This is a genomic window from Planctomycetota bacterium (assembly GCA_018242585.1).
In the GTDB taxonomy this organism is placed as follows: domain Bacteria; phylum Planctomycetota; class Planctomycetia; order Pirellulales; family PNKZ01; genus JAFEBQ01.
In genome coordinates, this window is record JAFEBQ010000023.1 from 1 (window position 1) to 22,284 (window position 22,284).

Below are 22,284 nucleotides of genomic sequence, written 5' to 3' on the forward strand. Positions count from 1 at the left end.
TCTCAAGTGCATAACAGGCTCTAGTTAGCACGCTGTTTAATGAGTGTAGCGCTGTGTTCCAAGCCGGTGGCTTTGCCACCGTTCCTGGCGGCAGAGCCGCCGGCTTGGGTGCGCAAACAAGCGACAAGCTCATCTGGGCGTTTGTCGCTCGTTTTGCTAGCATTTCGACCCGTTGAGCGAACCTTGGACGAGCAACATGCTCCTTCCTAGTGCGTGAAATTTGGCACAAATTGAAATCACCGGGACAAATTCCCCCGGTCGGTCTTCGGGCACGTTAAAGGTTGATAAGTTCAACCCAAATTGACTGGAACCAGTGCCCCGAGAATCGTAGGATGGCCCTTCGTGTCGAGAGCCAAGGCTGAGCCGTATTTTGCCCTCACGGGCAGGTATGGCCGCCACCGGCTCGATGAAAACGAGGATCAGTTGCCGCCGCTAATGTTCATCCTTTGGAATGAATTGGCCCCCCGGCTGGTAGAGGGAGTTACCCGACATGTCTGAAGCCACATTCTTCACTCGCGAATGCCCCACCTGCGGCCGCCATTTGCACATTCGGGTCGAGTATCTCGGCCGCGAAGTGGTGTGTCAGCACTGCCGGGGACGTTTCACGGCCACCGATCCCGATGGAACCGCGACCGAGCCGTCGGCCAGCGCGATGGCCATGCTGCAACGGGTGGACGAACTCATCGACCTGGCCGAACAGCGCCGCGATCTGCCGCGCTAACGGGTGCCGCGCTCGCTGGGCGAGGGTCTTCTTTGACGGTGCGTGCGATTCCGTTCGCCGCGCCACATCGATTTCACCACGCGAAGGTAGTGAATCTCAAACGCTCTCGTTTCGCCACAACGGTTCCGTCGTCGATTAACTGGTCGACGTCAGATTGCCCGCCTTGAAGGCCGTGGCAATGGCCTGCGGCACTTGGGCCTCGGCCATCACCAAGCGCGAGCGGTTCTCGGCCGTCTTGGCCCGCATCTCTTGCTCGTGGGCAATGGCGATCGCCCGGCGTTCTTCGGCCCGGGCGCGAGCGACGCGAGTGTCGGCTTCGGCCTGGTCGGCTTGCAATCGCGCGCCGACGTTCTCGCCCACGTCGATGTCGGCGATGTCGATCGAGACAATGGCAAACGCCGTCTGGGCATCGAGGCCGCGCGACAACACCGCCTTGCTGATCACGTTTGGGTTTTCCATCACCTCGAAGTGCGTCTCCGAAGAACCGATCGCCGTGATGATCCCTTCGCCGACGCGAGCGATCACCGTTTCTTCGGTGGCGCCGCCGATCAACTGCTTGATGTTCGTGCGAACCGTCACACGAGCGCGGATGCGCAACTCGACGCCGTTGCGAGCGATGGCGCTCAGCGCGGCCTTGCTCGAACGCTGGTCGGGACAGTCGATCACCTTGGGATAGACGCTGGTCTGCACCGCTTCCAACACGTCGCGGCCAGCCAGGTCGATAGCTGCGGCGCGGTCAAAATCAAGATCGATGTCGGCGCGATGGGCGGCGATGATGGCGCGAATGACCCCCGGCACGTTGCCGCCGGCCAGATAGTGGGCTTCGAGTCGGCGCGTGGTGATGCCGGTCGTCGGGTCGTTGCCGATGCCGGCCTGCATGGCCATGATCTTGGACCGGACGATCAACTTGGCGTCGACTTGCCGCAGCGACATGCCGATCAGGCTGAACAGGCTGACCTTGGCGTTCGACATGTAGGCCTGGAACCAGAGACTGCCGTAGGTCAGCACGACAATCAGCAACACCAAGGCCAAAGCGGCCAGAAACAACGCCCCGGCCACGAACACGACCGGACTGTTTGCAATGTTTTCGGGCATGATCAAACCGCGCAAGAGGTGGCGAAATCAGCGGCAAAACCGCCGCCACGGCAATCGCCGCGACGCCCGCCTAGCATAACGGCCCGAAAACCGGGTTGCTACCATGCGTTTGCGCCAGAACTTCGCGCAAGTCCCGTAGGGTACGCACCTGTGCGTACCAAACCTGCGGCGGTGCCATCTCGCGATTCCGGTACGCACAGGTGCGTACCCTACGGTTTGCTCCCCCCCCTTCCCCATCTCCGTGCAATCCTCCGTGTCTCAGTGCCTCCGTGGTTAGGGGCGGGTTGCCAAGAATCGGAAACCCGGTATCTTGATGGGTTTACTATCTGGCCCCCGAATCGAGAGAGCTTAGCGATGGTTCGCCCCCGTACCGAGTTAACCAAAGCCCGCCGGGACCTCCGCTGCCCGAAGTGCGGCTCGAAGATCGACCGCCAGCGGAAGCGTTGCAAGCGCTGCGCCGCCGTACAGCCGAAGAACTAACTGGCCGCCGACACATTCTCGCCCCCTTTCGAATCAGGGCGATTGGCACTGCGCGCTCAACGGCCCCCGGTCATTGACCGGGGGCTAATTCTTTTGATGGAGCGCCTCCAAAGGATGCCGTGCGTTCAATCAACCGAGAAGGGTAGCACCGGTTGCTACTGCAACCGGTGCCGTGCGAGCGGCAAGAGGTCGGGAGCAGATGCTGGCCCCGTCACACAGATCACGGCAATCTGAAAAAGCCACAAGCCGCCCCAATCGCCTCTGGCGGCAGATGCCGCACCGGTTGACGAGCAACCGGTGCTACCCGGCTTTCGTCACACTTCGGGTGCCATGCTCAAGGCCTTGAGCCTTGAGCATGTCGGTACACGCTTCGCATGCTCAAGCCTTGGGGGCTTGAGCATGGCACCCCGGTTTGATGGAACGTCTGTCCAGAATTCGCGGATCGCGACGGGCGTGCGCTTCCTCGCCAAGCGATCTTAACCGTAGTCTTGCCAGGTTGGCTTGATGACTATCTCGGCCACGTGCGCTCGCGGCGGCAGGCATGCGACCATCAGCACCGCGTCGGCCACGTCCGACGGTCGCAGGATGCGGGCCCGATGCTCGTCGCTGACTGGCGACGGGCGCTGTTCGAGAATCGGCGTGTCGACCTCGCCGGGATAAATGTTCGTCACGCGAATGCCGTTCGGCCCCTCTTCGCGCGAGACGGTCGTCCCTAACGCCGTGGCCGCGAACTTCGAGGCGTTGTAACCGACACCGCCCAAAATGGCGGCCCGCTTGCCTGAGATCGACGAGATGTTGACGATCAGCCCGTCCTTTCGCGACCGCATCTCGGGCAGCACCGTCCGCAGGCAGTAGAACGAGCCGGTGGCGTTGATCCGCATCATCGCTTCCCAGTCCTCGGGCGAAAGCTCGGCCATCAAGCGTTTCTGAACATTCACGCCGGCGCTGCAGACCAGAATGTCGATCTGGCCGAGTTCTTTCTTGGCCCAAGCGAACAGGCGTTCGACGCTGGCCAGATCGCCGACATCGGCCGCGTGCGTCAACAGGGGCTGCTTCCCCTTGAAGGCCGACGCGGCCTTCTTGAGCTTGGCATCATCGCGGCCGGCGATTGCGACGCGGCAACCTTCGTTGGCCAAGGCTTCGGCAATGGCCAGACCAATGCCCGAGCCGCCACCCGTGACGACCGCGGTTTTGCCAGAGAGACGCATGGGGAGTTCCTGGGGGCGAGAAGTTGCTGGTTGCGAGTTGCTAGTGGGGGGACGTTCTGGCGCTTAGCTTTGTAGGGTGTACTCTGTGCACCTTAGCGGTGCGTTCAAGACTCTGTGCCCTCAAATCGTCCGTTGGATTGCGGTGGTGCAGTTAGAGGCCGCGATGCCAGTAGCCGGGCACAAATAAGGTGCATGGAATGCACCCTACCAGATTATCGCCGCGCCACGTTCACCGGCACGTTTTAACGCATGGCATGTGGCGATCCTAGCCCCTGGGTTTTCTTCGCGGCCCCTCTCCCCTTTGGTTCTACCCCTCTCCATTCCTCGCTCTCCCGCTGCTCCGTGCAAACCTCCGTGCCCCCGTGTCTCCGTGGTTAATTCCCCTGCATTTCGCTCGGTTAACCCGGGACTGGCAGCCACCGCTTGGGCAGTCGATAATGGCGGCTTCCAAGGCAGGACTCCTTTCCCCCAGGCAGGAAGACCGCGCGTGGCCGACGCCGCCGAGCAACTCGATACCTCGATCGAGATCGTGACCCCCGAGAACATCGCGTTCGAGTATCAACTGGCGGGGCCGTTCCACCGGTTGTGGGCGTATCTATTCGATCTGATCACGCGCGTCGTGTTCATGGTCGTGGTGCTGTTCGCCCTGGCGATGACGGTCGCCCCATTCGGCGAATGGCTGTTCAGTCTGGCTTTTGGCTGGTATCTGGCGGCCTGGTTCATCCTGGAATGGTTCGTCACCGGGGCCTTCGAGGCGTTGTGGAATGGCCAGACTCCTGGCAAGCGGATTTGCCACCTCCGCGTGCTCAGTATCGAAGGCCAGCCCATCAACGCCTGGCAAGCGATGCTGCGCAACTTCTTGCGTTTTGCCGACGCCATGCCGCTGTTGGGCTACGGACTGGCCGAAGCCAGCTTGTGGGGAAAGCTCGGGCTATTCATGACTGGACTGGGGGCCGCGGCTTCGAGTCGCCGGTTCCAGCGCTTGGGCGATCTGGCGGCTGACACGATGGTGGTCTATGAACCTCGTGCTACCCAGGCCGGCGTGATTCGCATCACCGAGCCGGCCGCGCTGAAGCTGGCCGCCCAGTTGCCCGCCAATATTGTCGTCAACCGCAGCTTGTCGCGAGCACTCAGTCGCTACGTCGCCCGGCGTACGCGGTTCTCCTGGCAGCGACGCTGCGAGATCGCCTGGCACCTGGCCGAGCCACTGCGCGAGAAGTATGGCCTGCCGCCGACGACGAACCCGGACTTGTTGTTGTGCGCGATATATCATCGGGCGTTCATCTCGGCCGGCGCGGTCGACGACGCGCCCCCTCCCGAGCCGCCGCGGGGCGGCTGGCAAGAATTGTTCGTGGCCACGGCCGGACAAAGCGCCGCGCCGGGCTACAACGTCAATCCCTACGTCCAGGCCTGGACACCCCCGTCGGAGCCGCAACGACGATGAAGGTTGTCCAGTTGCTCGAAAAGCGCCAAAGCGATTGGCGCGCCCTGGAAGACGCCTGCACCAAGACGGCTTCGATCAACAAGTCGATGGCGATGGGGGAGATACTCCGCTTCGCGGCCTTGTATCGCGCGGCCTGTGCCGATCTGGCCCTGGCCGATGCGTATCAACTGCCGGCCAACACGATTCAATACCTGCATCAACTGGTGGGCCGTGCGCACAACCAGCTTTATCGGAGCCGGAAGTTTCTGTTCGGCACCTGGCTGCACGTGTTGTTCGTCGAAGTGCCGCGGCGGATGTTCGACGATTGGTGCCTGAGGATCGCGTTCCTGGTGTTCTGGGGCTTGTTCATTGCCTGTGGCGTCTATGCGTATTACTCGCCCGAGTTCACCGAGACGATGGTCGGCAAAGACACGCTCAACCACATGGAAGAGATGTACGGCAAGCCGGTTCACGATCGCGAGTTCGCCGAAGGGGCGACGATGTCGGGCTTTTACCTGTGGAACAATGCCGGCATCGGTTTGCAGTGCTTCGCCGGCGGGTTGTTGTTCGGCGTGGGTGGCTTGTTGATCACGGTGTCGAACGCGGCTTTCCTGGGGACCATATTCGGCCACATGGCCAAGGCCGACGAAGCCGCTAACTTCTATGAATTCGTCATGGCGCACGGGCCGTTCGAGCTGACGGCCATCGTGCTGTCGGCCGGAGCCGGTATGCGACTGGGGCTGTCGTTCGTCAAGACCGGCGGGCTGTCGCGGCGCGAGTCGTTGCGCCGCTCGGCCCAGGAGATGGTCCCCGTCGCGCTGTGCGCGGTCATTCTGTTCGGCCTGGCTGGGTTGATCGAGGCCTTCATCTCGCCGTCGGCGCTCCCCGTCTGGGCCAAGGCTGGGGTGATGATCGCCTGCACCGTGCTCTTGATCGCCTATTTCTTCGTGTTGGGCTATCCGCGAGGCCGACGCGATGCAACTTGATAAAACGCGGATCGTGATTCGCGAGCGGACCTTCTCGAACCTGCTCGATCTGTCGCTGCGCGTGGCGCGGCATCATATCGCCGGCCTGTTCGTGGCCTGGGCCATCGGCGTGGTGCCATTCGCTCTGTTGAATGGCTGGCTACTGTATCCGCTGTTGCACGAATGGGAAGTGACGGGCCAGACGTCGGGCTACCTGTGGCACCTGTCGGTGCTGACGGTCTGGGAACTGCCGCTGGCCACCACGCCCATCACCCTCTACATGGCTCAGTTGCTGTTTGTCGAGCGTCCTCAGCCGCGGCAGATGCTGGTCCAGTTCTGGAACCGGCTGCCGCAAGTCATCATCATCCAGGTCATCGTCTCGGGATTGCTGGCCGTGTGGGATCTAGTGGCCCTGTTCAACGACGCGGAAGGCGCGAGCGTGGCGGTGCTGGGGGTGTTCATCATGGGGGCCTGGCTGATGATGCACATGCTCTGGCCCTACACGAACGAAGTGCTGCTACTGGAAGGAAACTCGCTGTTCCAGAAGCAAGGGGCCGGCACGCTGCGCCGCGTGACGAGCATGCACGCTCACGGGGCCGGCGACGTGATCGTGCGTTACCTGATGTCGTTGGTGATCGGCTCGCTGCTGATCACGGCCGTGGCCTTCTCGATCCACGCCATCTTCGCGAACCTGATGTTCGACTACGAGCTGGGGCTGTTGTTCTATCTGATCACGCTGCCGCTGAGCGTGTGGCTGGTGCTGGGCTGGTTCGCGGTGGTGCGATATCTCAGCTACCTGGACCTGCGGATTCGCAATGAGGGGTGGGAAGTCGAGCTGTTGATGCGCGCCGAGGGAAATCGAATTGCGAGGCAGCTCGCATGATCGCAGCGCGCCTTTACCTAGCTCGTATCGGTTGGCTGGTCGTGGCCGCGTGGATGATCGTTGGCGGGGCCGGCGTGTGCGCCGCAGCCGACCAGCCGGTCGAATCAGGCAAGAAAGCGCTGGGGCGCGTCGGCGGCAATTGGTACGACTCGCAACAGGACGGCCTGCGGCGGATCGACTTCAACACTCGGGTCGAAGAAGAAAAGCCGGTCGAACGACGAGCCAGGACTCCATCGAAGGGGGGCGGCGAGGCGGCGTCGCTGGGGATGATGCTGATGTGGGGCGTCGTGATCGGCGTGCTGGTGATCCTGTGCCTGGCGATGGCTAAGTTCTTCCTGGGAGGGGCCGGCGAGCCGCGGGACGAAAAGCGTAGCCAGGCGGCCGTGAATCGTGCTCGGATCGAGGCGCTACCCTTCGAGTTGAAGAGCGTCGACGGCGACTTGCTGGCCGAAGCGCGGCGACGCTACGAAGCCGGTGATTACAGCGGCGCGTTCGTCTATCTGTACAGTCACGAGCTGGTCGAGCTCGACCGCCAACAGGTGATACGCCTGGCGCGAGGAAAAACCAATCGGCAGTACCTGCGCGAAGCTTCGCGGTGCGGCGGACTGCGCGGCATTGTCGAGCCGTGCATGATCGCGTTTGAAGAAGCGTTCTTCGGCCACCGGCAACTGGACCGAGCCCGGTTCGAAGCCAGTTGGGGCCGGCTCGAAGAGTTCCGCGCGCTCGCCACGCAGGGAGCGACCGCATGATTAGCACGTGCAACAGCATGAGCATCGTGCGCGACGCTACACAAGGGTGGCCCAGGTGCCCGCACCTGGGCGGCCGCAGGCCGCAGGAAGCCTCGGGCAAAAGTCGATTGGGGTGGTGGCCCGTTTGGTCGAGCGACGCGGCGCACGAGGTTTCTGGTTGCTGCGCAACACTGATTGCTTCGCAATCAGTGCCACCCAGGTGTGAGGGTATTTGCACAGGGTGGCCCAGCCGCTTGCGGCTGAGTTCCGCAGGAACAGGAAAAGCTAGTGACGATCGACTCGCTTGCACGACGAGGACCATCGAGGAAGTTCGCCCTCGCCACGAGGTTCTTCTTGTCGCTTCGCGACCCGGCCGCAAGCGGCCTGGCCACCCATGTGCCGCGTGGTTAGGCTCACTCACCTTACTTTTTGCGATGTGTCTCGGCTGCGCCGAAGAGCTGCCGATCGAGTATGGCATTCGCAATGGCAATGGTTCGGACAGCGTGAATGGCACGGCCGCGTTCTCGCAGCTGATCGTCGAGCAAGGGAGCAAGGTTCGCAGCACGTCGTACCTGGCGCCGAAAATCGCCGAGCACACCGACGTGTTCGTCTGGTTCGTGCGCGATTTCGAGCCCCCCAGCGAAGAGGCTCGCGACTGGTTCGAGGAATGGCTCAAGGCCGAGCGCAATCGGATGCTGATCGTCGTGCTGCGCGACTTTGATGCCGCGCCGTTGTACTGGAAATCGATTCGCAAGTCGGCCCCCAAGGAATACCAGCCGGCCATCGAAGAGCACGAAGCCGAGGCGCTGGCCCGCTTCGCGCTGCTGCGGAACAAGGACAAGGAAATCGACGCCGACTGGTTCAAGTGGCTGGCGGGGGCGGCGCACCGTCCCTGGAACGGCACGAAGGCCGGAGATGCTTGGTGCAAAGACGTCGACACCAGCAAGCTCGAAACCGAGTTGAGCCGGAAGCTGGTTCCCAAGTCGCCGACCGTGGCGCTGGTGGGCGAGAAGGACGATGCCTTGGTGGCGGTACGCCGCGTGCGTCCACGCAATCGTCCGGCGCGCGAGTCGAACCCGATTTACATCGTGGCCAACGGTTCGTTTCTGTTGAACTTGCCGCTCGTGAATCACGAGCATCGCAAGCTGGCCACTCGGCTGGTCGAGGAGATTGGCGCCCTTCGTGAAGTGACGTTCCTCGAGGCGGGGCACGACCCGCGGATACACACCCACGATCCCAAGGACGTGGCGCATTCGTCGTTGTCGATCATGGGCATCGAGCCGTTTGACCATATTCTGCTCCACTTGTGCGTGGCCGGGCTGGTGTTTCTGGTGGCGAGTTGGCCGATCTTTGGCCGACCGGCGCCGGACACGGCGGCCCACGCCTCGGATTTTGGCAAGCACATCGCCGCCTTGGGCAAGTTATTATCTCGTCAGGAGAATCGCGGCGCCGCCGAGGCCCGCATTGCCACCTACACCGATCCTCACACCCGCGGCGGCGGCGCACGTCGCCGCGGCCGTCGACCATCATCTGATTTGAAGGGCTGAGACTTAAGACATGAACGATCCGTCTGCACCGAATCCGTTTGGCGACTTGAACACTGGCCATGCCGGCCCCGGCGTGCCGCGCCCGGCCGCGCCGGCGCGCCCGCCCGAGCCGCACGCCGCGCAACCGGCCGTTGTACAACAGGCTCACATCGCGCCGCCACCGATGATGCCGCCCGCCGCGCATGCGGCCCCGGTGGCCGAGAATCCAGCCCAGGCGCTGTACGGCCGCATCACCGCGCAATTGCGCAAGATCTACATCGGCCAAGACGAACTGGTGCTCAGCGCGCTGGTCGCCTTGTTCTCGAGCGGGCACGTACTGATTGAAAGCGTGCCGGGGCTGGGCAAGACGTTGTTCGTCCGCGCGCTGGGCAAGACGCTGGGCTGTCAGTTCGGCCGCGTGCAGTTCACGGCCGACCTGATGCCGTCCGACCTGACCGGCGCGCCGATTTTCAACATGAAGACCCAGGAGTTCGTGTTTCACGCCGGGCCGGTCTTCACCCAATTGCTATTGGCCGACGAAATCAATCGTTCGCCAGCCAAGACGCACGCGGCGCTGTTGGAAATCATGCAAGAGTTCCGCGTCACCATCGAGCGCAAAAGCCACAAGCTGCAGCGGCCGTTTTTGGTCCTGGCCACGCAGAACCCAATTGAATCGGAAGGGACGTACAACCTGCCCGAGGCCCAACTCGACCGGTTCATGTTCAAGATCGTGGCCGATTACCCCGCCGAAGCCGAAGAGGCCGAGGTGCTGAAGATGCACAGCACGCAGGTCGACCTCGACGCGCGGTTGGCCCAGTTGCAGACCGTGACCGGGCCCGAGGAGATCGTGGCCGTCACCGAGCGCTGTTCGCGCGTGCTGGTCGACGATCGGGTGATCAACTACGTCAACTCGCTGGTCCGCCGCACGCGACAGTGGCCCCATTTTCACCTGGGGGCCAGTCCTCGCGCCGGCATCGCCTTGGTGCAAGGCTCGCGCACCTTGGCCGCCTTCCGCGGCCGTGACTACGTGGTGCCCGACGACGTGGTCGAGATCGCGCTGCCGGCCCTGCGCCACCGCGTGATCCTGACGGCCGAAGCCGAGGTCGAAGGGCGCACGGTCGATGAACTGCTGCTGGAGTTGTTGCGCACCGTCGAGGTACCGCGGTTGTGAAGCCCCTCTGGTGGTTCGTCCTCAAGCTGCTGATCGTCGGCGGCCCGCTGGCCGGTCTGGCCGCCGGGTGGCGGGTCTATCCGCGGGCGCGGCTGGTCCGCTTGGCGCTGGTGCCGGCGCTGACGTCGATGGTCCTTTTGTTCCGCCAGGACGCGCTGTTCGTCGTCTTGATCGTCGACGCGCTGTGCGGGCTGTTGGCGGCGCTCGACTTGCTGAGCCTGCCGCGGCGACGGCATATCTCGGTCGAGCGGCAGATGGGCCGCGTCTTGTCGCTGGGCAAGCCGCACCACGTGACGTTGATCGTCAACAATCATTCGCTACGCGAGTACCGGTTCGAGATCAAGGACGACATTCCCCCGTCGCTGCGCGGCGAGCCGGCCGAGTTCACCGAAACGGTCCACGCCCGCAGCCGGGCCTTGCTCGATTACAAGCTTCATTCGACTCGGCGGGGGGCGTTCGCCTTTGAAACGGTTCACCTGCGGGCCACAAGCCGGCTGGGCTTCTGGCAGCGCCAGATCGAGTGCGCGGCGCCGGCGACGATCAACGTCTACCCTGATTTGAAGCAGTTGTCCGACTACGCGTTGTTGGCTCGCAAGAATCGGCTCAGCCTGTTGGGTCTGCGCCGCACGCGAAAGATCGGGCAGGACAACGAATTCGAGCGGATGCGCGACTTCACGCTCGACGACAATTACAAGCACATCAACTGGCGAGCCACCGCGCGGCGGCAGAAGCTGACGGTCAAGGATTTTCAAGTCAACCAAAGCCAGCGGATCGTGTTCCTGTTGGATTGCGGTCGCATGATGACCAACGAGGCGGCCGACTTGACCCTGTTGGACCACTCGTTCAACGCCATGCTGATGCTGGCCTATGTAGCGCTTAGCCACGGCGACGCCGTCGGGCTGCTCTGCTTCTCGGACGAGATTCACAGCTTCATCCCGCCGGCCAGCGGCCTACAGCAGATGAACCGGCTGTTGCACGCCACGTTCGATCGCTTTCCCAAGCTGGTCGAATCGCGCTATGACCAGGCGTTCGTCTACCTCGGGGCGCACTGCCGGAAGCGGTCGCTGGTGATCCTGGTCACCAACGTCATCGACCAGGTGAACGCCAACCAGATCGAAGAATACCTGACCACGATCGTCGGCCGGCATTTACCTCTGGGGGTGATCCTGCGCGACCGGCAGTTGTTCCGCGCGCTGGAGGAAAAGCACGAGAGCGACGCCGCCTTGTATCGCGCGGCGGCGGCTGCGGACATTCTGAGCTGGCGGCAGCAGGTGCTGTCCGACCTGCAAAGTCACGGGGCGATGGCGCTCGATGTGTTCCCCGAGGAAATGACCGCGCCACTGATTAATCAGTATCTCGAGATCAAAGCGAGGCATTTGTTGTGAGAGCGATTAGCGGTTAGCAATTAGCGATTAGCCAGGCAGCACGTTCCTTCCGGTCTAATTGCTAATCGCTAGTAGCTAATCGCTCACAGCTACTGCTGTCTTTTCCCCGCGTTGCTTTCGTCCAGCTTACGATAGAGCGTCGCGCGGCCGATGCCCAACAGCTTCGCCGCCTCGGGTATGTTCTGGTCGGCGCGGCGCAGCGCCTCGGCAATCAGCCGCCGTTCCCAGTCGTCGAGCCTAAGCGTGTCCAGCTCCTCGGGCACGGTCGCGGCGATGCCCAGGTCGCCAACTTCAATCTGCTTGCCGCCGGCCAGGACGACGGCGCTGTCGATCACGTTGCGCAACTGGCGGACATTGCCCGGCCACGAATATTGCAGCAGCTTGGCCCGGGCCTCGGGAGAAAGCTTCAGGCCCCCCCGGCCATGCTGCCGACAAAAATGTTCCATGAAGTAATCGATCAACAGCTCGACGTCCTTGCCGCGCTCGCGCAGCGGCGGCAGCACCAACTCGAACACCGCCAGCCGATAGTAAAGATCCTCGCGGAACTTCTTCTCGCGAACATACGACAGCAAATCGCGATTGGTGGCCGCCAGCACGCGGACGTCGACGCGGATCTCTTGCGAGCCACCGACGGTCAGGAACGGGTGCCCTTCGAGCACGCGGAGCAGCTTCGACTGAGCGGCCAGCGGCAGCTCGCCGATTTCGTCCAGGAACAGCGTCCCCAGGTCGGCCTGTTGAAAGAACCCGACGTGGTCCCGGTCGGCGCTGGTGAACGCGCCAGCCCGGTGGCCGAACAATTGGCTGTCGACCAGCTCGCTGGGAATCGCCGCGCAGTTGACGGCCAGCATCGGCCGGTTGGCCCGCGGACTGCTTTGATGGACGGCCCGCGCGACCAGCTCCTTGCCCGTGCCGCTTTCGCCGCGAATCAATACACAGCCACTGGCCCGCCCCAACCGGGCGATCTTGTCCTTGAGCCCCTGCATCGGCGAACTGCCGCCGATCAGCTCGTCGTAGCCGGGCGATTTTTCTTTCAAGCGTTGCAGGTCGCTGGCTAGCGAGCCTTCCTTGAGCGCGCGGTTCAGCGCCACGGCCGCGATGTTGGCCACCGAGATCACGAAATCGAAGTGAGCCTGACGGAACTTGCCCCGTTCCAGGTAAACGTGGATCGCGCCGAGCACTTCGCGCTCGCGCACCAGCGGCACGCACAGCGCGTCGGCGTAATGTTCCAGTTGTTGCGGATTGGAGTCACTCGATTGCTGATTGGCGATCCAGACGGCGTGCCCCTTGCGCGCCACCAGTTGCGTCAGATCTTCGTTCAGCTCGATCGGCTGAGGCGTGTCGCTGGGGATCACTAGCTTGGGCTGGAACCGGCCACTGTCGTCCAGCCACAAGAATCCCACGACCGAGGCGCGCGTCCGCGTGTTCAACAATTCGAGCGCCACGCGGATCAGTTCCTGGGGGTCGGTCGCCCCCAGCATCTTGATCGACAACTGGTACAACGTGACCAGATCGCGGGCATGCTCAGGGTCTTGCAGCGCGCCGATGGCGAACTGGCCCAGGTCGACGTCGCCGACCCGGGTGTCCTTGACCACCGTCTGGGTCATGTTCAGATCGCTCGACGGCGAAGTCGACGGCGGCCGCTCCGAAGCTTCCAGCAGGAACTCGGTCGAACCAATCCTGAGCGAGTGTCCCGTCGTCATCGAGGCTTCGTCGATCTTCTGGCCGTTGACGTACGTGCCATTGCGACTTTCGACGTCGCGGACTCGCCAGTGGCCCTCCTGGAAATTGACCACGGCATGAACCCGCGAGCACAACGGGTCGGTCAACACGACGGCGCAATCCAAATCGCGCCCGATGCGACACTCGCCCTGGGGGTCGAGAATATAGTGGGTGCCGGCCTTGGGACCGACAGTCATGGTCAGGTAGTGAATCACGAGCAACCGGCGCTGCGAGGAATGAATGGGGGCGGCTGCGGACGCGGGCGTATGGCCCGAGTATATTGACCGGTAACTGGCCAAGCCAACTTTTCATGCTCGGTTCTCCAAGTTGCCAACGCGGCCGGCGTTCCGGCCCATTTTTAGTGTGGGTCAGTTTGAAGAACCGGGGTCAGAACGAAGTGATGGCCCCGAACCGTCACCACGGGGCCATCGCTGCGCTCTGACCCAGCCACCCAACGCCCTAGAAGCAAACTGACCCCTACCTCGTTTTTCAAGCTATGAATCCATCGGTTATCGAGCGCTGGGGCATTCTGCTGGTCGGGCACGGCACCCGCGACCCGCGCGGCCAAGCCCAGTTCATGGAACTGGCCGGGCGCTTGGCGGCTCGCTACCCGGTGACGCCCTTGGCGGCTTGCTACCTGGAACTGGTCGAGCCGGGCGTGGACGAGGCGGTCGGCAGGCTGGTGGCGCAAGGGGTCGAGCGCGTGGTCGCCGTGCCGGTCATGTTGTTTGCCGCCGGGCATGTGCTGCGCGATATTCCGGCGGCGGTGCGGGTGGCCTTGGAAAACCATCCGCGCGTCAGCCTGGCCATGACCGACGCACTGGGGTGCGACCCGCGGCTGGTGGAACTTTCGCGGCGGCGCTTTGACGAGGCGGTCGCTGCCGCGCCCCCCGTCGCACCGCCAGAACAGACGATGCTACTTCTCGTCGGGCGCGGCAGCAGCGATCTGGCCGCCCAGGCCGAACTCGCGCGGTTTGCCGCCTTGCGTCGGGAACGATTGCCGAGCGTGGACGTCGAAGTCTGTTACGTGGCGGCGGCCCGGCCGACGCTGGACGAAGGGCTCGCCCGCGCGGCTCAATCCCCGTGCGCAATCGTTGTCGTGCAGCCTCATTTGCTCTTCGCTGGCCAGGTGCTCGACACCGTGGCGGAGGCGGTGCGGCGGATGGCGGACGATTGTCCGGGAAAGCGCTGGCTGCTGGCCGAACCGTTGGGGCCCGAGTCGTTGATCGTCGAAGCTCTGGCGGCGCAGGTCGATGCTGTCACCCTCCGAACGACGAAAGTCGAGTCACCGCGTTAGATTACGAAAAATTAGCATGGTTTGACCGGGGCACGCCGGGTATCGTTAGTTATGATTCGGTTTGGATAATCGGCCCCCGATGAACCGATAAGTGTGGCCGCACGCCGCAGGCGAATGACACCTCGGCCCTGCCGCTGGCCGCAAGAAACCACCCATCAAGCGCAACTATCCAAAAGCCAGCCCGCTTGCGCCGTAGATTGCACAAGCTAGGCTGCCGCCGTGGTTGTGTGCGAGAGTTAAGTCAACCCACGATCAAACTGCCCAAGCTAGCGCTGGGCGCGTAGAATCTATCCTCTTCGCGGGTTCGCTCGCGAAGCCAAGCCACAGATGCCCGCCAGGTCAGTTGTCCGTCGACCGCCAACGAACGAGTTCTCCCCCCGCTGGGACGCGTCACCTGACCTTTGGAACCTCACTTCGTCACGCCGAACCGACAGAAGGATACTTAGGATGAGCAAGCTGCGCATGGGGATGCAATCGAGAATCTGTTCCGCCGCGGTGCTGGGACTGGCACTGCTGGCTTCGTCAGCCCCTGCGTTTCAGGCAGCCAACAACGGCCCCCGGGCCAATGACCGGCCGGTGACGTTGGCCGTGACGGCCTTGTTGCGATCCGAGCATCTGACCGGCCACCCCTTGGACGCCGAGATCACCGACCGCATGGTCAAGCTTTATTTGAAGTCGCTCGATCCTTGGAAGCTCTACTTCTATCAATCGGACATCGACGAGTTCAACCAAGAACACGACGAGCTGGTCAGCCAGATTCGCCGTGGCGATGTGTCGCTGGGCTACGAGATCTTCCAGCGGCTGATCAAGCGCATCGATGAGCGAATGGCGCTGGTCGATGAGTTCATCAAGATGGACCATGACTTCACGGTCGACGAAGAGATTCCGGTCGTTGACGAGTTGAAGTACGCCAAGACACCGGCCGACGCCCGCGAACTCTGGCGCAAGAAAATCAAGTACGACCTGCTCGTCCTGAAGGCGGCCGACGACAAGCCGACCAAGAAAGCTGCCGTTGCCGCGCCGGTGCTGGACCCGCGCGAACGCCTGCAGCGTCGTTATCGCAGCTTTGCCAAGCAGATGAGCCAGACCGGCTCCGACGACATCCTCGAGATGTTCCTCACTTCGCTGACCACCTCGTACGATCCCCACTCGTCGTACATGTCGGCCAGCTCGTTGGAGAACTTCGAGATCATCATGAAGCTGAAGCTCGACGGCATTGGCGCCCAGTTGCAATGGAAGGACGGCTATACGACCGTCAACAAGATCATCCCCGGCGGCGCCGCCGACAAGGACGGCCGGCTGAAGACCGAGGACCGCGTGGTGGCCGTCGGCCAGGGACGCGATGGTGAAATGGTCGACGTCGTGGACATGAAACTGAACGACGTGGTCAAGCTGATCCGCGGCACGCGCGGCACCACGGTTCGCCTGGAAGTCATGCCGCTGGGGCAAACCGAGCGGAAGGTCTACGAGATCACGCGGGCCCAGATCGAGTTGCACGACAGCGAGGCCCAGTCGGAAGTCGTCGAGGAAACTCGCGACGGCCGCACCTATAAGATCGGCGTGATCGACCTGCCCAGCTTTTACATGGACATGGAAGGGGCTCGCCGCAACGATCCGGACTACAAGAGCACGACTCGCGACGTGGCCAACTTGCTGAGCAAGTTCCGCGAGCAGAACATCGATCTGGTGATTCTGGACCTGCGTCGCAACGGCGGCGGCTCGCTGACCGAGGCGATCAATCTGACCGGCTTGTTCATCGACGAAGGGCCAGTCGTGCAGGTCAAGGACAAGGACGGGCGCAAGCAGCAGTACAGCGATCAGGACCGGGGCAGCAAGTGGAGCGGCCCGCTGGTCGTGTTGTGCAGCAAGTTCAGCGCCAGCGCCAGCGAAATCTTCGCCGGCGCGATCCAGGATTACCGTCGCGGGCTGGTCGTCGGCGACAAGACCACGCACGGCAAGGGGACGGTGCAAAGCCTACTGGACCTCGACCGGCAGTTGTTCCGGATGCCCAACGCGCCGCCGCTCGGTGCGCTGAAGATCACCATGCAGCAGTTCTATCGCCCCAACGGCGACAGCACCCAGAACCGGGGCGTCAGTTCCGACGTGGTGTTGCCGTCGCTGACCAATGAACTGGACGTGGGCGAGTCGGACCTGGAATACGCCTTGCCGTTCGATCGGATCGAAGGGGTCCGGTTCGACCGGCTCAGCCTGGTCAGCCCGACGATGGTGGCCCAATTGGCCGACCAGTCGCAGGCGCGGACCAAGGACTCGAACGATTGGCACAAGGTGGCGCGGCGGATCAAGCTGTACCACGAGCAGAAGGCCAAGAAGTCGATCACCCTGAACGAGAAGAAGTTCCTGGCCGAGCGCGACGAATTGAACGCCGAAGCGGCCGCCGAGAAGGAACTGGACGAAGTCGACAATCCGCACCGCAAAGTGGTCGAGCGGAACTATTACTTCAACGAAGTGCTCAACATCTCGCTCGACTACGTGAAGGCGCTCAAGTTCCCCGCCCCGGCCAGTGTCGTGGGGCAAAAGAAGGGGACGGCGGTACCGTAACCACAACGGCGAGGCGCGGCCCAGACCGTCGCGCCGAGTGCGTCACCATCATCACACGTCGGAGCCACGAGTGATTCGCTCACTCGTGGCTCTTGTCGTTTTCGGGGGCGATGTACGACGACGCTCCCGGCATGGGTAGCCCCGATTGCTCGTCAATCGGGGTTGCGGAGCAACAAGAGGCCCCGAGCGCCGCGCTCCTACGGGTCAACCAACTCGTGGGCCAGCGCTCGATCAGCGCCGCTTGCGGGCGATTGCCCGCGAGAGGTTGGCAAGAGCAACGTCCGGATCACTGGACCGACGACGACTTTTCGGTAGCCCAGGCGTTCACGCCTGGGTTCGCGGCCGCCACAGAGTTTCTTTCGTAGCCCGGTTCACCGGGCTTTTCGCCCTTCTGACGCACACATCGACCGCAGTTCGAAGCGATTGGAAAAGCCCCGTGAACGGGGCTCCCCGTCAATGTATAGCGCCCTGCGGTCCCAGGCGTGAACGCCTGGGCTACGGAAAAGAAACATCGGGTGCCACTGCGGGCTTGTCCAGCAGCAGTGAGTCTTCAGCCCTTAGCTGGTGCGCAACATTGCCAATTGAGCCACTATCGAAAGCTGGCCGCCACTCGTTGGCAATCGTCGCTGGCGAGGGGTAAGCTGAGCCAGGCCGGCGCGAACGAGCCCAGGCGTCCGAACCGTCCGGCGACCCTGGGCCGCAAGTTTTCGACGAATTTAGCGTGACCGTAACTCGCTTGGGTATGTCGCGCCTCTGCAAGTTAATTCCCGTCGGGTGACATCGACCCAAGCGTCGAAGGCGGTGGGGCTGAACTGTTGAATCACCAACGCTATCGGTAATACTGATTTACTGTCCAAGCCAAACCATTCGCTAGGTTCTCTTAAAATGCGCCGACTGGTGACGTGCTTGCTCATGGGTATATTTGGCTCACTTTTTGGTTGTGCTAAGGGCGATGGCCACAGCCATCAGGCACCAGCTTCGCATGCGCCATTCAAGTTATTCTTCGTTGATTACGTCGAAGACAAAACCCTTGAATCGAAAGACGCGCGAGCCGCAACCAAAGCCGAGATTCTGCACAGCATGGATTGCGTCTTGCACATGCCTCGCAATTTTGTCGGGCTTATCGACCGCAACGATATGACCCTTCAGTTCATGGTCAATGACGACAAAACGATTCACGTTGACGTGCCTGTACCATCCCGAACTGGTTCATTCGTGAAGACCGCCACATTGAAAGAGTGCCTTGATCTTGTGAGCACCTTGGGCGATTCAATTGATGTCGCAAAGATCGGCGGCTTGACCTTCACTTCATGGAATGCGAAATAGCTCGCGCAGGTGACATCGACCAAAGCAGCGGAGAGCCATTGGAAGGGCGGCCTGTTAATTGCCATTTCCCCGTGCGGTAAACGGTATGGCAGCCATAGCCTGTAACGGCAGCTCATGGGCCGGCATCTAGAAAGAAATGAATGACACCCTTCTTCGCACAGTACGCGCCGGTTGGGGCAGGTTGCTACGTATTCTTGACGTTAGTGGTTTCTATCGCCGCCACCGTCGCTGTTGGTATTGCCATGTGCGTTTCGACCGAGCGCAGGCGTCGACCTAAATTCTGGTTCTCACTTGTATGTTGCTTGCAGTACGGTGCCGTCCCTTGGGTTCTCAGAGGTCTTGGCACAGACTATTTTTTTGAATACGCCGATCCCGTGTTCGGCACTTCGTTACTGGCATTTATCGTCGGGTTGAGTGCTCTAGCCATTTGGCCAAACAAATAAACGTCTTAGGCCCCGTGACTGTTATTCTTGGCTTCGCCCGTTCACGCGAGACCCGTAGTTCAGCACTGCGGTGACATCGACCCAAGCGGCTCCGCGTACCGTCAAGCAAAACGGGATAACAATCGTGGCGACGTACCAATATCGAAGTTTGCATTTGCTCGCAATGTTCTTATGGCTTGGGTGTGGCCATTCCAGCGATAATCTCGGCGCGATTCCGTTTGAGGGGCATGGCGTCCGATTCAACTACCCAATGCGGAAAGGGCTGATTGCAGTTCCTGGGGTAATGCCTCTAATAGAAGTCGATATTGACGATTGAACGTCTGGGTCGTTTGATCGTTGCCGTCCGCGTCGTCGGGGATGGGATTCTCGGAAAAGGCAGGTTAAGTCAGGACGAGATGGAACATCGAAATCAGAGACAACTTTGCAATCGACGAGTGATCTGCGAATACGATTAACTCCATTTTGCGATATTCTAGTTTTCCAAATGCTTAATGTATTTAGACCCCGAAGCATGCTTAGAGATTCTACGGAATCATCATCTATCCGCGTCGCGCCAAGCCTCAATACCTTGAGCGTTGGGTATCTTGCTAACGCGATGGCCGACTTGTTTGTGATGTCCGTGCCTGTCACATCTAGGCTTTTCAGACCATGCGGTGCAAGTTTAATCACACCGACATCCGTTACCATCGTGCCAGCCAGATTAAGCTCCTGCAAGGATGGTAATGTTACAAGCATTTCTACAATGCCGTCTGATAACGGATTGCCATCTAATCTCAACGTGTAAAGTTGTTTGCATGCCCTTAATTCAGCCACCGCATTCTCATCAGAATTGGTATGGCTCAATGAAAGACTGCGCAAGCGTGGCAAGGTCTTTAGACGAGCGAGCTCTGAATTGGAAAATGTAGCATTTCCCAAATCCAGTGCCTCTAACTTTGGGCAGCGTTCAACAATAAGCCGTATTGTCTGAGGTGTAAGCTGGATACCTGTCAAATCAATTTGTCGAAGGCTCGACCCCAACGCGTCGTCGACCAATGAGTCGAGAAAGATTGCATTTGCAAGAATTAGTCGTTGCAAATTCGGCATCAATGCAATCTGCGCCAAGGAAGTGGAATCCAAAGCCGCATATGACAACACTAGTTCTTCAATCGTGGATAAATGAGAAATACCATTTAGAGTGCGAAAACGGCTTTGCTCAAAGGGGCTAGCGCTAATGTTAACCTTTTTTATCCGGCGAGGGAGCGAATGCCAACTTTCATTCCCGAAAGCTGAATCAACTAGTGAATCGTTATCATCATATACAATTGCGCCTTGCGCTAGTAGTTCTGACAGGACTTGCCTCGCGATCCAACGATCTTCATAGACAGTCTTTGCGATGAAAAGTAACGGAATGGCCACCGTGATACAAAGAATTGCAGCATAGACTGCAAACCTGTATGTCGATTTGCTCACTGTTGGCCCTTTAAGCAACACTTTTCTTCCTCAGTGAGTCCGGAATCTTTATATGCTTGTACCGTCTCTTCATAGAGTTGATCTAACAAGCGTGGTCGTCTTTCCCGAAGGTCACGCTCTTCCTGAGGTCGCCTTCCTAGTGATCCAGCGGTTCCAACTTCTCCCGGTTGTGCAAATCGGCCCTTCTGCTGGTAGTCATATTGCGCAAGCTCAGCAAAAGCCTTTGTGTTGGCCATGACATCATTCCACTTTGCGCCATCTTTAAAGCAACCAGGCATAGCTGGAAGTCCATCGTCGCCTAGCGGCGCATAACCTGGCATTGTTCTCATTTTTTCAGGAAAAGGATTGTTGCCGGGTTTCCGTATCAACATATCACGCCCAGAAGGTGGCTTTGTTGGCTGTACCTTCGGCAATAGAATTGGGTAACTTGTCTCAGGATCAAAAGTTACTTCCATCGGAGGCACGATCGCAAATGATGGCTGCAAACCAAAGGGATCAGTTCTCGCAACGGGTGAGTCATAAACGTACTCGACGAGATTGGGAGAACCAGAATGGTATCCAAACGGATCCCGCGTCAACCAGCAGCCCAACGCCGAGTTCAGATACCGGAACCGCACGTAGTACAGCCCGCCGTCGCTGTCCCAGCGGTAGCCGGCGTACAGCACATTCCAGCCATAGCTGCCGCCGAGGGTGATCGGCGTGAACGAGGCATCGAGGAACGTAGGCGAGCCGTAGGGCGTGTAGCGATAGCGTTCCTTGACCGCGCCGCTCGTGTCGACGATGGCGGTCACGTTCCAGTTGGCGTCTTGAATGGCGTACAACCGTTCATCGAGCGTGTGGCTGACCGAGCGGTCGCGCAAGATCAGGTTGTCGATGTACCGCAGGCCCCAGACGAACTGCTGCTCGGGCGCGGCGGTCGTCGCGGTGAGCCGGGTTTCCAGGGCCTGCCACTGCGTCGAGAAGTAGACGTGGCGCGTCACGGAGTCGATGTGCTCGTAAATCCGCCGGTTCAAGCCGTCGTAGGCGTACGTTCCCCCGCCGACGGAATTCAAGCCGGTCAACCGATTCCAGGCGTCGTATAAGCCGAACCAGATGGTTCCGGGGTTGTTTGGGAGCGGGATGTAGGTCATGTTCCCGGCCGCGTCGTACAGGGGCTGGGCGTAACCGGTGCCGTACTGCTGGGAAATCGATTCGATTTCGTTGACTTGGTTCGATGTCCGCTGCTGGCTCAGGTTGCCGGCCGGCGTGGCCACGTCCAGTTGCTGGAAATCGGTCCAGTTGCCCGTGGCGTCCAACTGCCAGGACTGCGCGAAGCTGACGTTTCCGATCGTGCTCCCGGTGTCGCCACGCGCCATCGAACTCAGGCGCTGCAAATGGTCATACGAATAATTCTCGCTGTTGCCCGAGGCTAACGCCTCGATTCGGCTCGTCCGGCTGCCAACGCGATTGTAGGCGTACTGAACGTCCTCCACGGTGGTCGGCGACGTGCCTTGCCGCCACAGGCAATCGGCCACTCGATCGAAGTTGTCGAGGCCCGAGTAACGATTGACACCACTCCCCTGAATCAAGGTCCAGGTCAGGTTGGGTTGCGGCGACGTGGACGCGACGATCGTTCCCAACCCCAGGTAGGTGTAGACGGCATCCTGCGTCCCGCCGCCCGATTCCAGAATCATGGTCACGCGCGACAAGGCGTCATCGTCGCCGTAGTCGTAGCCGAACCCAATCTGCCGGCCGTTCGGGTAGGTGTCGGGCCGCGTGAACGACGAATTGAAATTAACACCGTAGTTGGCCGTGACGGTAAGCCGGCCAATGCCGTCGAAATAATTGGCCACGTAATTCATCATGCGCCGGTTCCGCGCGCTGGGGCCTGGAAATGGCGCAGCTTCACGCACTTTCTCACGGCTCC

The 22,284-nt window shown here is 61.0% G+C and carries 16 protein-coding genes; 11 read left to right on the forward strand and 5 right to left on the reverse strand.

Going from position 1 to position 22,284, the window contains the following annotated elements; all coding sequences use genetic code 11:
* The first annotated feature begins 490 nt into the window (after positions 1 to 490).
* A complete protein-coding gene (locus tag JSS27_11770; GenBank protein ID MBS0209619.1) occupies positions 491 to 721 on the forward strand; it encodes a hypothetical protein in 231 nt (76 codons plus the stop codon).
* A gap of 135 nt (positions 722 to 856) precedes the next feature.
* On the opposite strand, the gene floA is transcribed toward JSS27_11770, so the two are convergent.
* Positions 857 to 1,816 carry a flotillin-like protein FloA gene (gene floA / locus JSS27_11775; GenBank protein ID MBS0209620.1) on the reverse strand — a complete coding sequence of 320 codons (960 nt, stop codon included), beginning with the start codon at positions 1,814 to 1,816 and terminating at the stop codon, positions 857 to 859.
* Positions 1,817 to 2,772: 956 nt separating this feature from the next.
* Positions 2,773 to 3,504, reverse strand: a complete 732-nt coding sequence (locus tag JSS27_11780) for an SDR family oxidoreductase (GenBank protein MBS0209621.1) — start codon at positions 3,502 to 3,504, stop codon at positions 2,773 to 2,775.
* Between the two features lie 487 nt (positions 3,505 to 3,991).
* On the opposite strand from JSS27_11780, the gene JSS27_11785 reads away from it, so the two are divergent.
* From JSS27_11785 to JSS27_11815, 7 genes are all read left to right on the forward strand, one after another.
* Positions 3,992 to 4,948 (forward strand): RDD family protein, encoded by a 957-nt coding sequence (locus tag JSS27_11785; protein ID MBS0209622.1) that lies wholly within the window; start codon positions 3,992 to 3,994, stop codon positions 4,946 to 4,948.
* Positions 4,945 to 5,913, forward strand: a complete 969-nt coding sequence (locus JSS27_11790) for a stage II sporulation protein M (GenBank protein ID MBS0209623.1) — start codon at positions 4,945 to 4,947, stop codon at positions 5,911 to 5,913. The genes JSS27_11785 and JSS27_11790 overlap by 4 nt, the downstream gene beginning before the upstream one ends.
* Complete coding sequence (locus JSS27_11795) at positions 5,903 to 6,775, forward strand: hypothetical protein (protein MBS0209624.1); 873 nt, start codon at positions 5,903 to 5,905, stop codon at positions 6,773 to 6,775. Before JSS27_11790 ends, JSS27_11795 begins: the two co-directional genes overlap by 11 nt.
* Complete coding sequence (locus JSS27_11800) at positions 6,772 to 7,524, forward strand: hypothetical protein (GenBank protein MBS0209625.1); 753 nt, start codon at positions 6,772 to 6,774, stop codon at positions 7,522 to 7,524. Before JSS27_11795 ends, JSS27_11800 begins: the two co-directional genes overlap by 4 nt.
* A gap of 413 nt (positions 7,525 to 7,937) precedes the next feature.
* Positions 7,938 to 9,050, forward strand: a complete 1,113-nt coding sequence (locus tag JSS27_11805; protein ID MBS0209626.1) for a hypothetical protein — start codon at positions 7,938 to 7,940, stop codon at positions 9,048 to 9,050.
* Positions 9,051 to 9,060: 10 nt separating this feature from the next.
* Positions 9,061 to 10,200, forward strand: coding sequence for a MoxR family ATPase (locus tag JSS27_11810; GenBank protein ID MBS0209627.1), 1,140 nt, complete (start codon positions 9,061 to 9,063; stop codon positions 10,198 to 10,200).
* Complete coding sequence (locus JSS27_11815; protein MBS0209628.1) at positions 10,197 to 11,585, forward strand: DUF58 domain-containing protein; 1,389 nt, start codon at positions 10,197 to 10,199, stop codon at positions 11,583 to 11,585. The genes JSS27_11810 and JSS27_11815 overlap by 4 nt, the downstream gene beginning before the upstream one ends.
* Positions 11,586 to 11,674: 89 nt before the next feature.
* Here JSS27_11815 and JSS27_11820 read toward each other — a convergent pair whose 3' ends face one another.
* Positions 11,675 to 13,501, reverse strand: coding sequence for a sigma 54-interacting transcriptional regulator (locus JSS27_11820; protein MBS0209629.1), 1,827 nt, complete (start codon positions 13,499 to 13,501; stop codon positions 11,675 to 11,677).
* Between the two features lie 299 nt (positions 13,502 to 13,800).
* On the opposite strand from JSS27_11820, the gene JSS27_11825 reads away from it, so the two are divergent.
* From JSS27_11825 to JSS27_11835, 3 genes are all read left to right on the forward strand, one after another.
* On the forward strand, positions 13,801 to 14,601 hold the full coding sequence (locus JSS27_11825; protein ID MBS0209630.1) for a sirohydrochlorin chelatase: 801 nt from the start codon (positions 13,801 to 13,803) through the stop codon (positions 14,599 to 14,601).
* Positions 14,602 to 15,048: 447 nt separating this feature from the next.
* Entirely contained in the window at positions 15,049 to 17,160 is a 2,112-nt protein-coding gene (locus JSS27_11830; GenBank protein MBS0209631.1) for a carboxy terminal-processing peptidase, read from the forward strand.
* 912 nt (positions 17,161 to 18,072) lie between these two features.
* Entirely contained in the window at positions 18,073 to 18,486 is a 414-nt protein-coding gene (locus JSS27_11835; GenBank protein ID MBS0209632.1) for a hypothetical protein, read from the forward strand.
* Between the two features lie 686 nt (positions 18,487 to 19,172).
* Here JSS27_11835 and JSS27_11840 read toward each other — a convergent pair.
* Together JSS27_11840 and JSS27_11845 are read right to left on the reverse strand one after the other, a co-directional pair.
* On the reverse strand, positions 19,173 to 20,324 hold the full coding sequence (locus JSS27_11840; protein ID MBS0209633.1) for a hypothetical protein: 1,152 nt from the start codon (positions 20,322 to 20,324) through the stop codon (positions 19,173 to 19,175).
* A 50-nt stretch (positions 20,325 to 20,374) separates the two neighbouring features.
* On the reverse strand, positions 20,375 to 22,222 hold the full coding sequence (locus tag JSS27_11845) for an RHS repeat-associated core domain-containing protein (protein ID MBS0209634.1): 1,848 nt from the start codon (positions 22,220 to 22,222) through the stop codon (positions 20,375 to 20,377).
* Between the last annotated feature and the right edge of the window lie 62 nt (positions 22,223 to 22,284).

What these genes read in the sequence shown, in the direction of transcription:
- JSS27_11780 (MBS0209621.1), bottom strand. Translation starts at nt 3,504, where the DNA reads ATGCGTCTCTCTGGCAAAACCGCGGTCGTCACGGGTGGCGGCTCGGGC.
- JSS27_11795 (MBS0209624.1), top strand. Translation starts at nt 5,903, where the DNA reads ATGCAACTTGATAAAACGCGGATCGTGATTCGCGAGCGGACCTTCTCG.
- JSS27_11790 (MBS0209623.1), top strand. Translation starts at nt 4,945, where the DNA reads ATGAAGGTTGTCCAGTTGCTCGAAAAGCGCCAAAGCGATTGGCGCGCC.
- JSS27_11845 (MBS0209634.1), bottom strand. Translation starts at nt 22,222, where the DNA reads ATGATGAATTACGTGGCCAATTATTTCGACGGCATTGGCCGGCTTACC.
- JSS27_11835 (MBS0209632.1), top strand. Translation starts at nt 18,073, where the DNA reads ATGGGTATATTTGGCTCACTTTTTGGTTGTGCTAAGGGCGATGGCCAC.
- JSS27_11830 (MBS0209631.1), top strand. Translation starts at nt 15,049, where the DNA reads ATGAGCAAGCTGCGCATGGGGATGCAATCGAGAATCTGTTCCGCCGCG.
- JSS27_11810 (MBS0209627.1), top strand. Translation starts at nt 9,061, where the DNA reads ATGAACGATCCGTCTGCACCGAATCCGTTTGGCGACTTGAACACTGGC.
- JSS27_11805 (MBS0209626.1), top strand. Translation starts at nt 7,938, where the DNA reads ATGTGTCTCGGCTGCGCCGAAGAGCTGCCGATCGAGTATGGCATTCGC.
- JSS27_11770 (MBS0209619.1), top strand. Translation starts at nt 491, where the DNA reads ATGTCTGAAGCCACATTCTTCACTCGCGAATGCCCCACCTGCGGCCGC.
- JSS27_11825 (MBS0209630.1), top strand. Translation starts at nt 13,801, where the DNA reads ATGAATCCATCGGTTATCGAGCGCTGGGGCATTCTGCTGGTCGGGCAC.
- JSS27_11800 (MBS0209625.1), top strand. Translation starts at nt 6,772, where the DNA reads ATGATCGCAGCGCGCCTTTACCTAGCTCGTATCGGTTGGCTGGTCGTG.
- JSS27_11820 (MBS0209629.1), bottom strand. Translation starts at nt 13,501, where the DNA reads ATGACTGTCGGTCCCAAGGCCGGCACCCACTATATTCTCGACCCCCAG.
- floA (MBS0209620.1), bottom strand. Translation starts at nt 1,816, where the DNA reads ATGCCCGAAAACATTGCAAACAGTCCGGTCGTGTTCGTGGCCGGGGCG.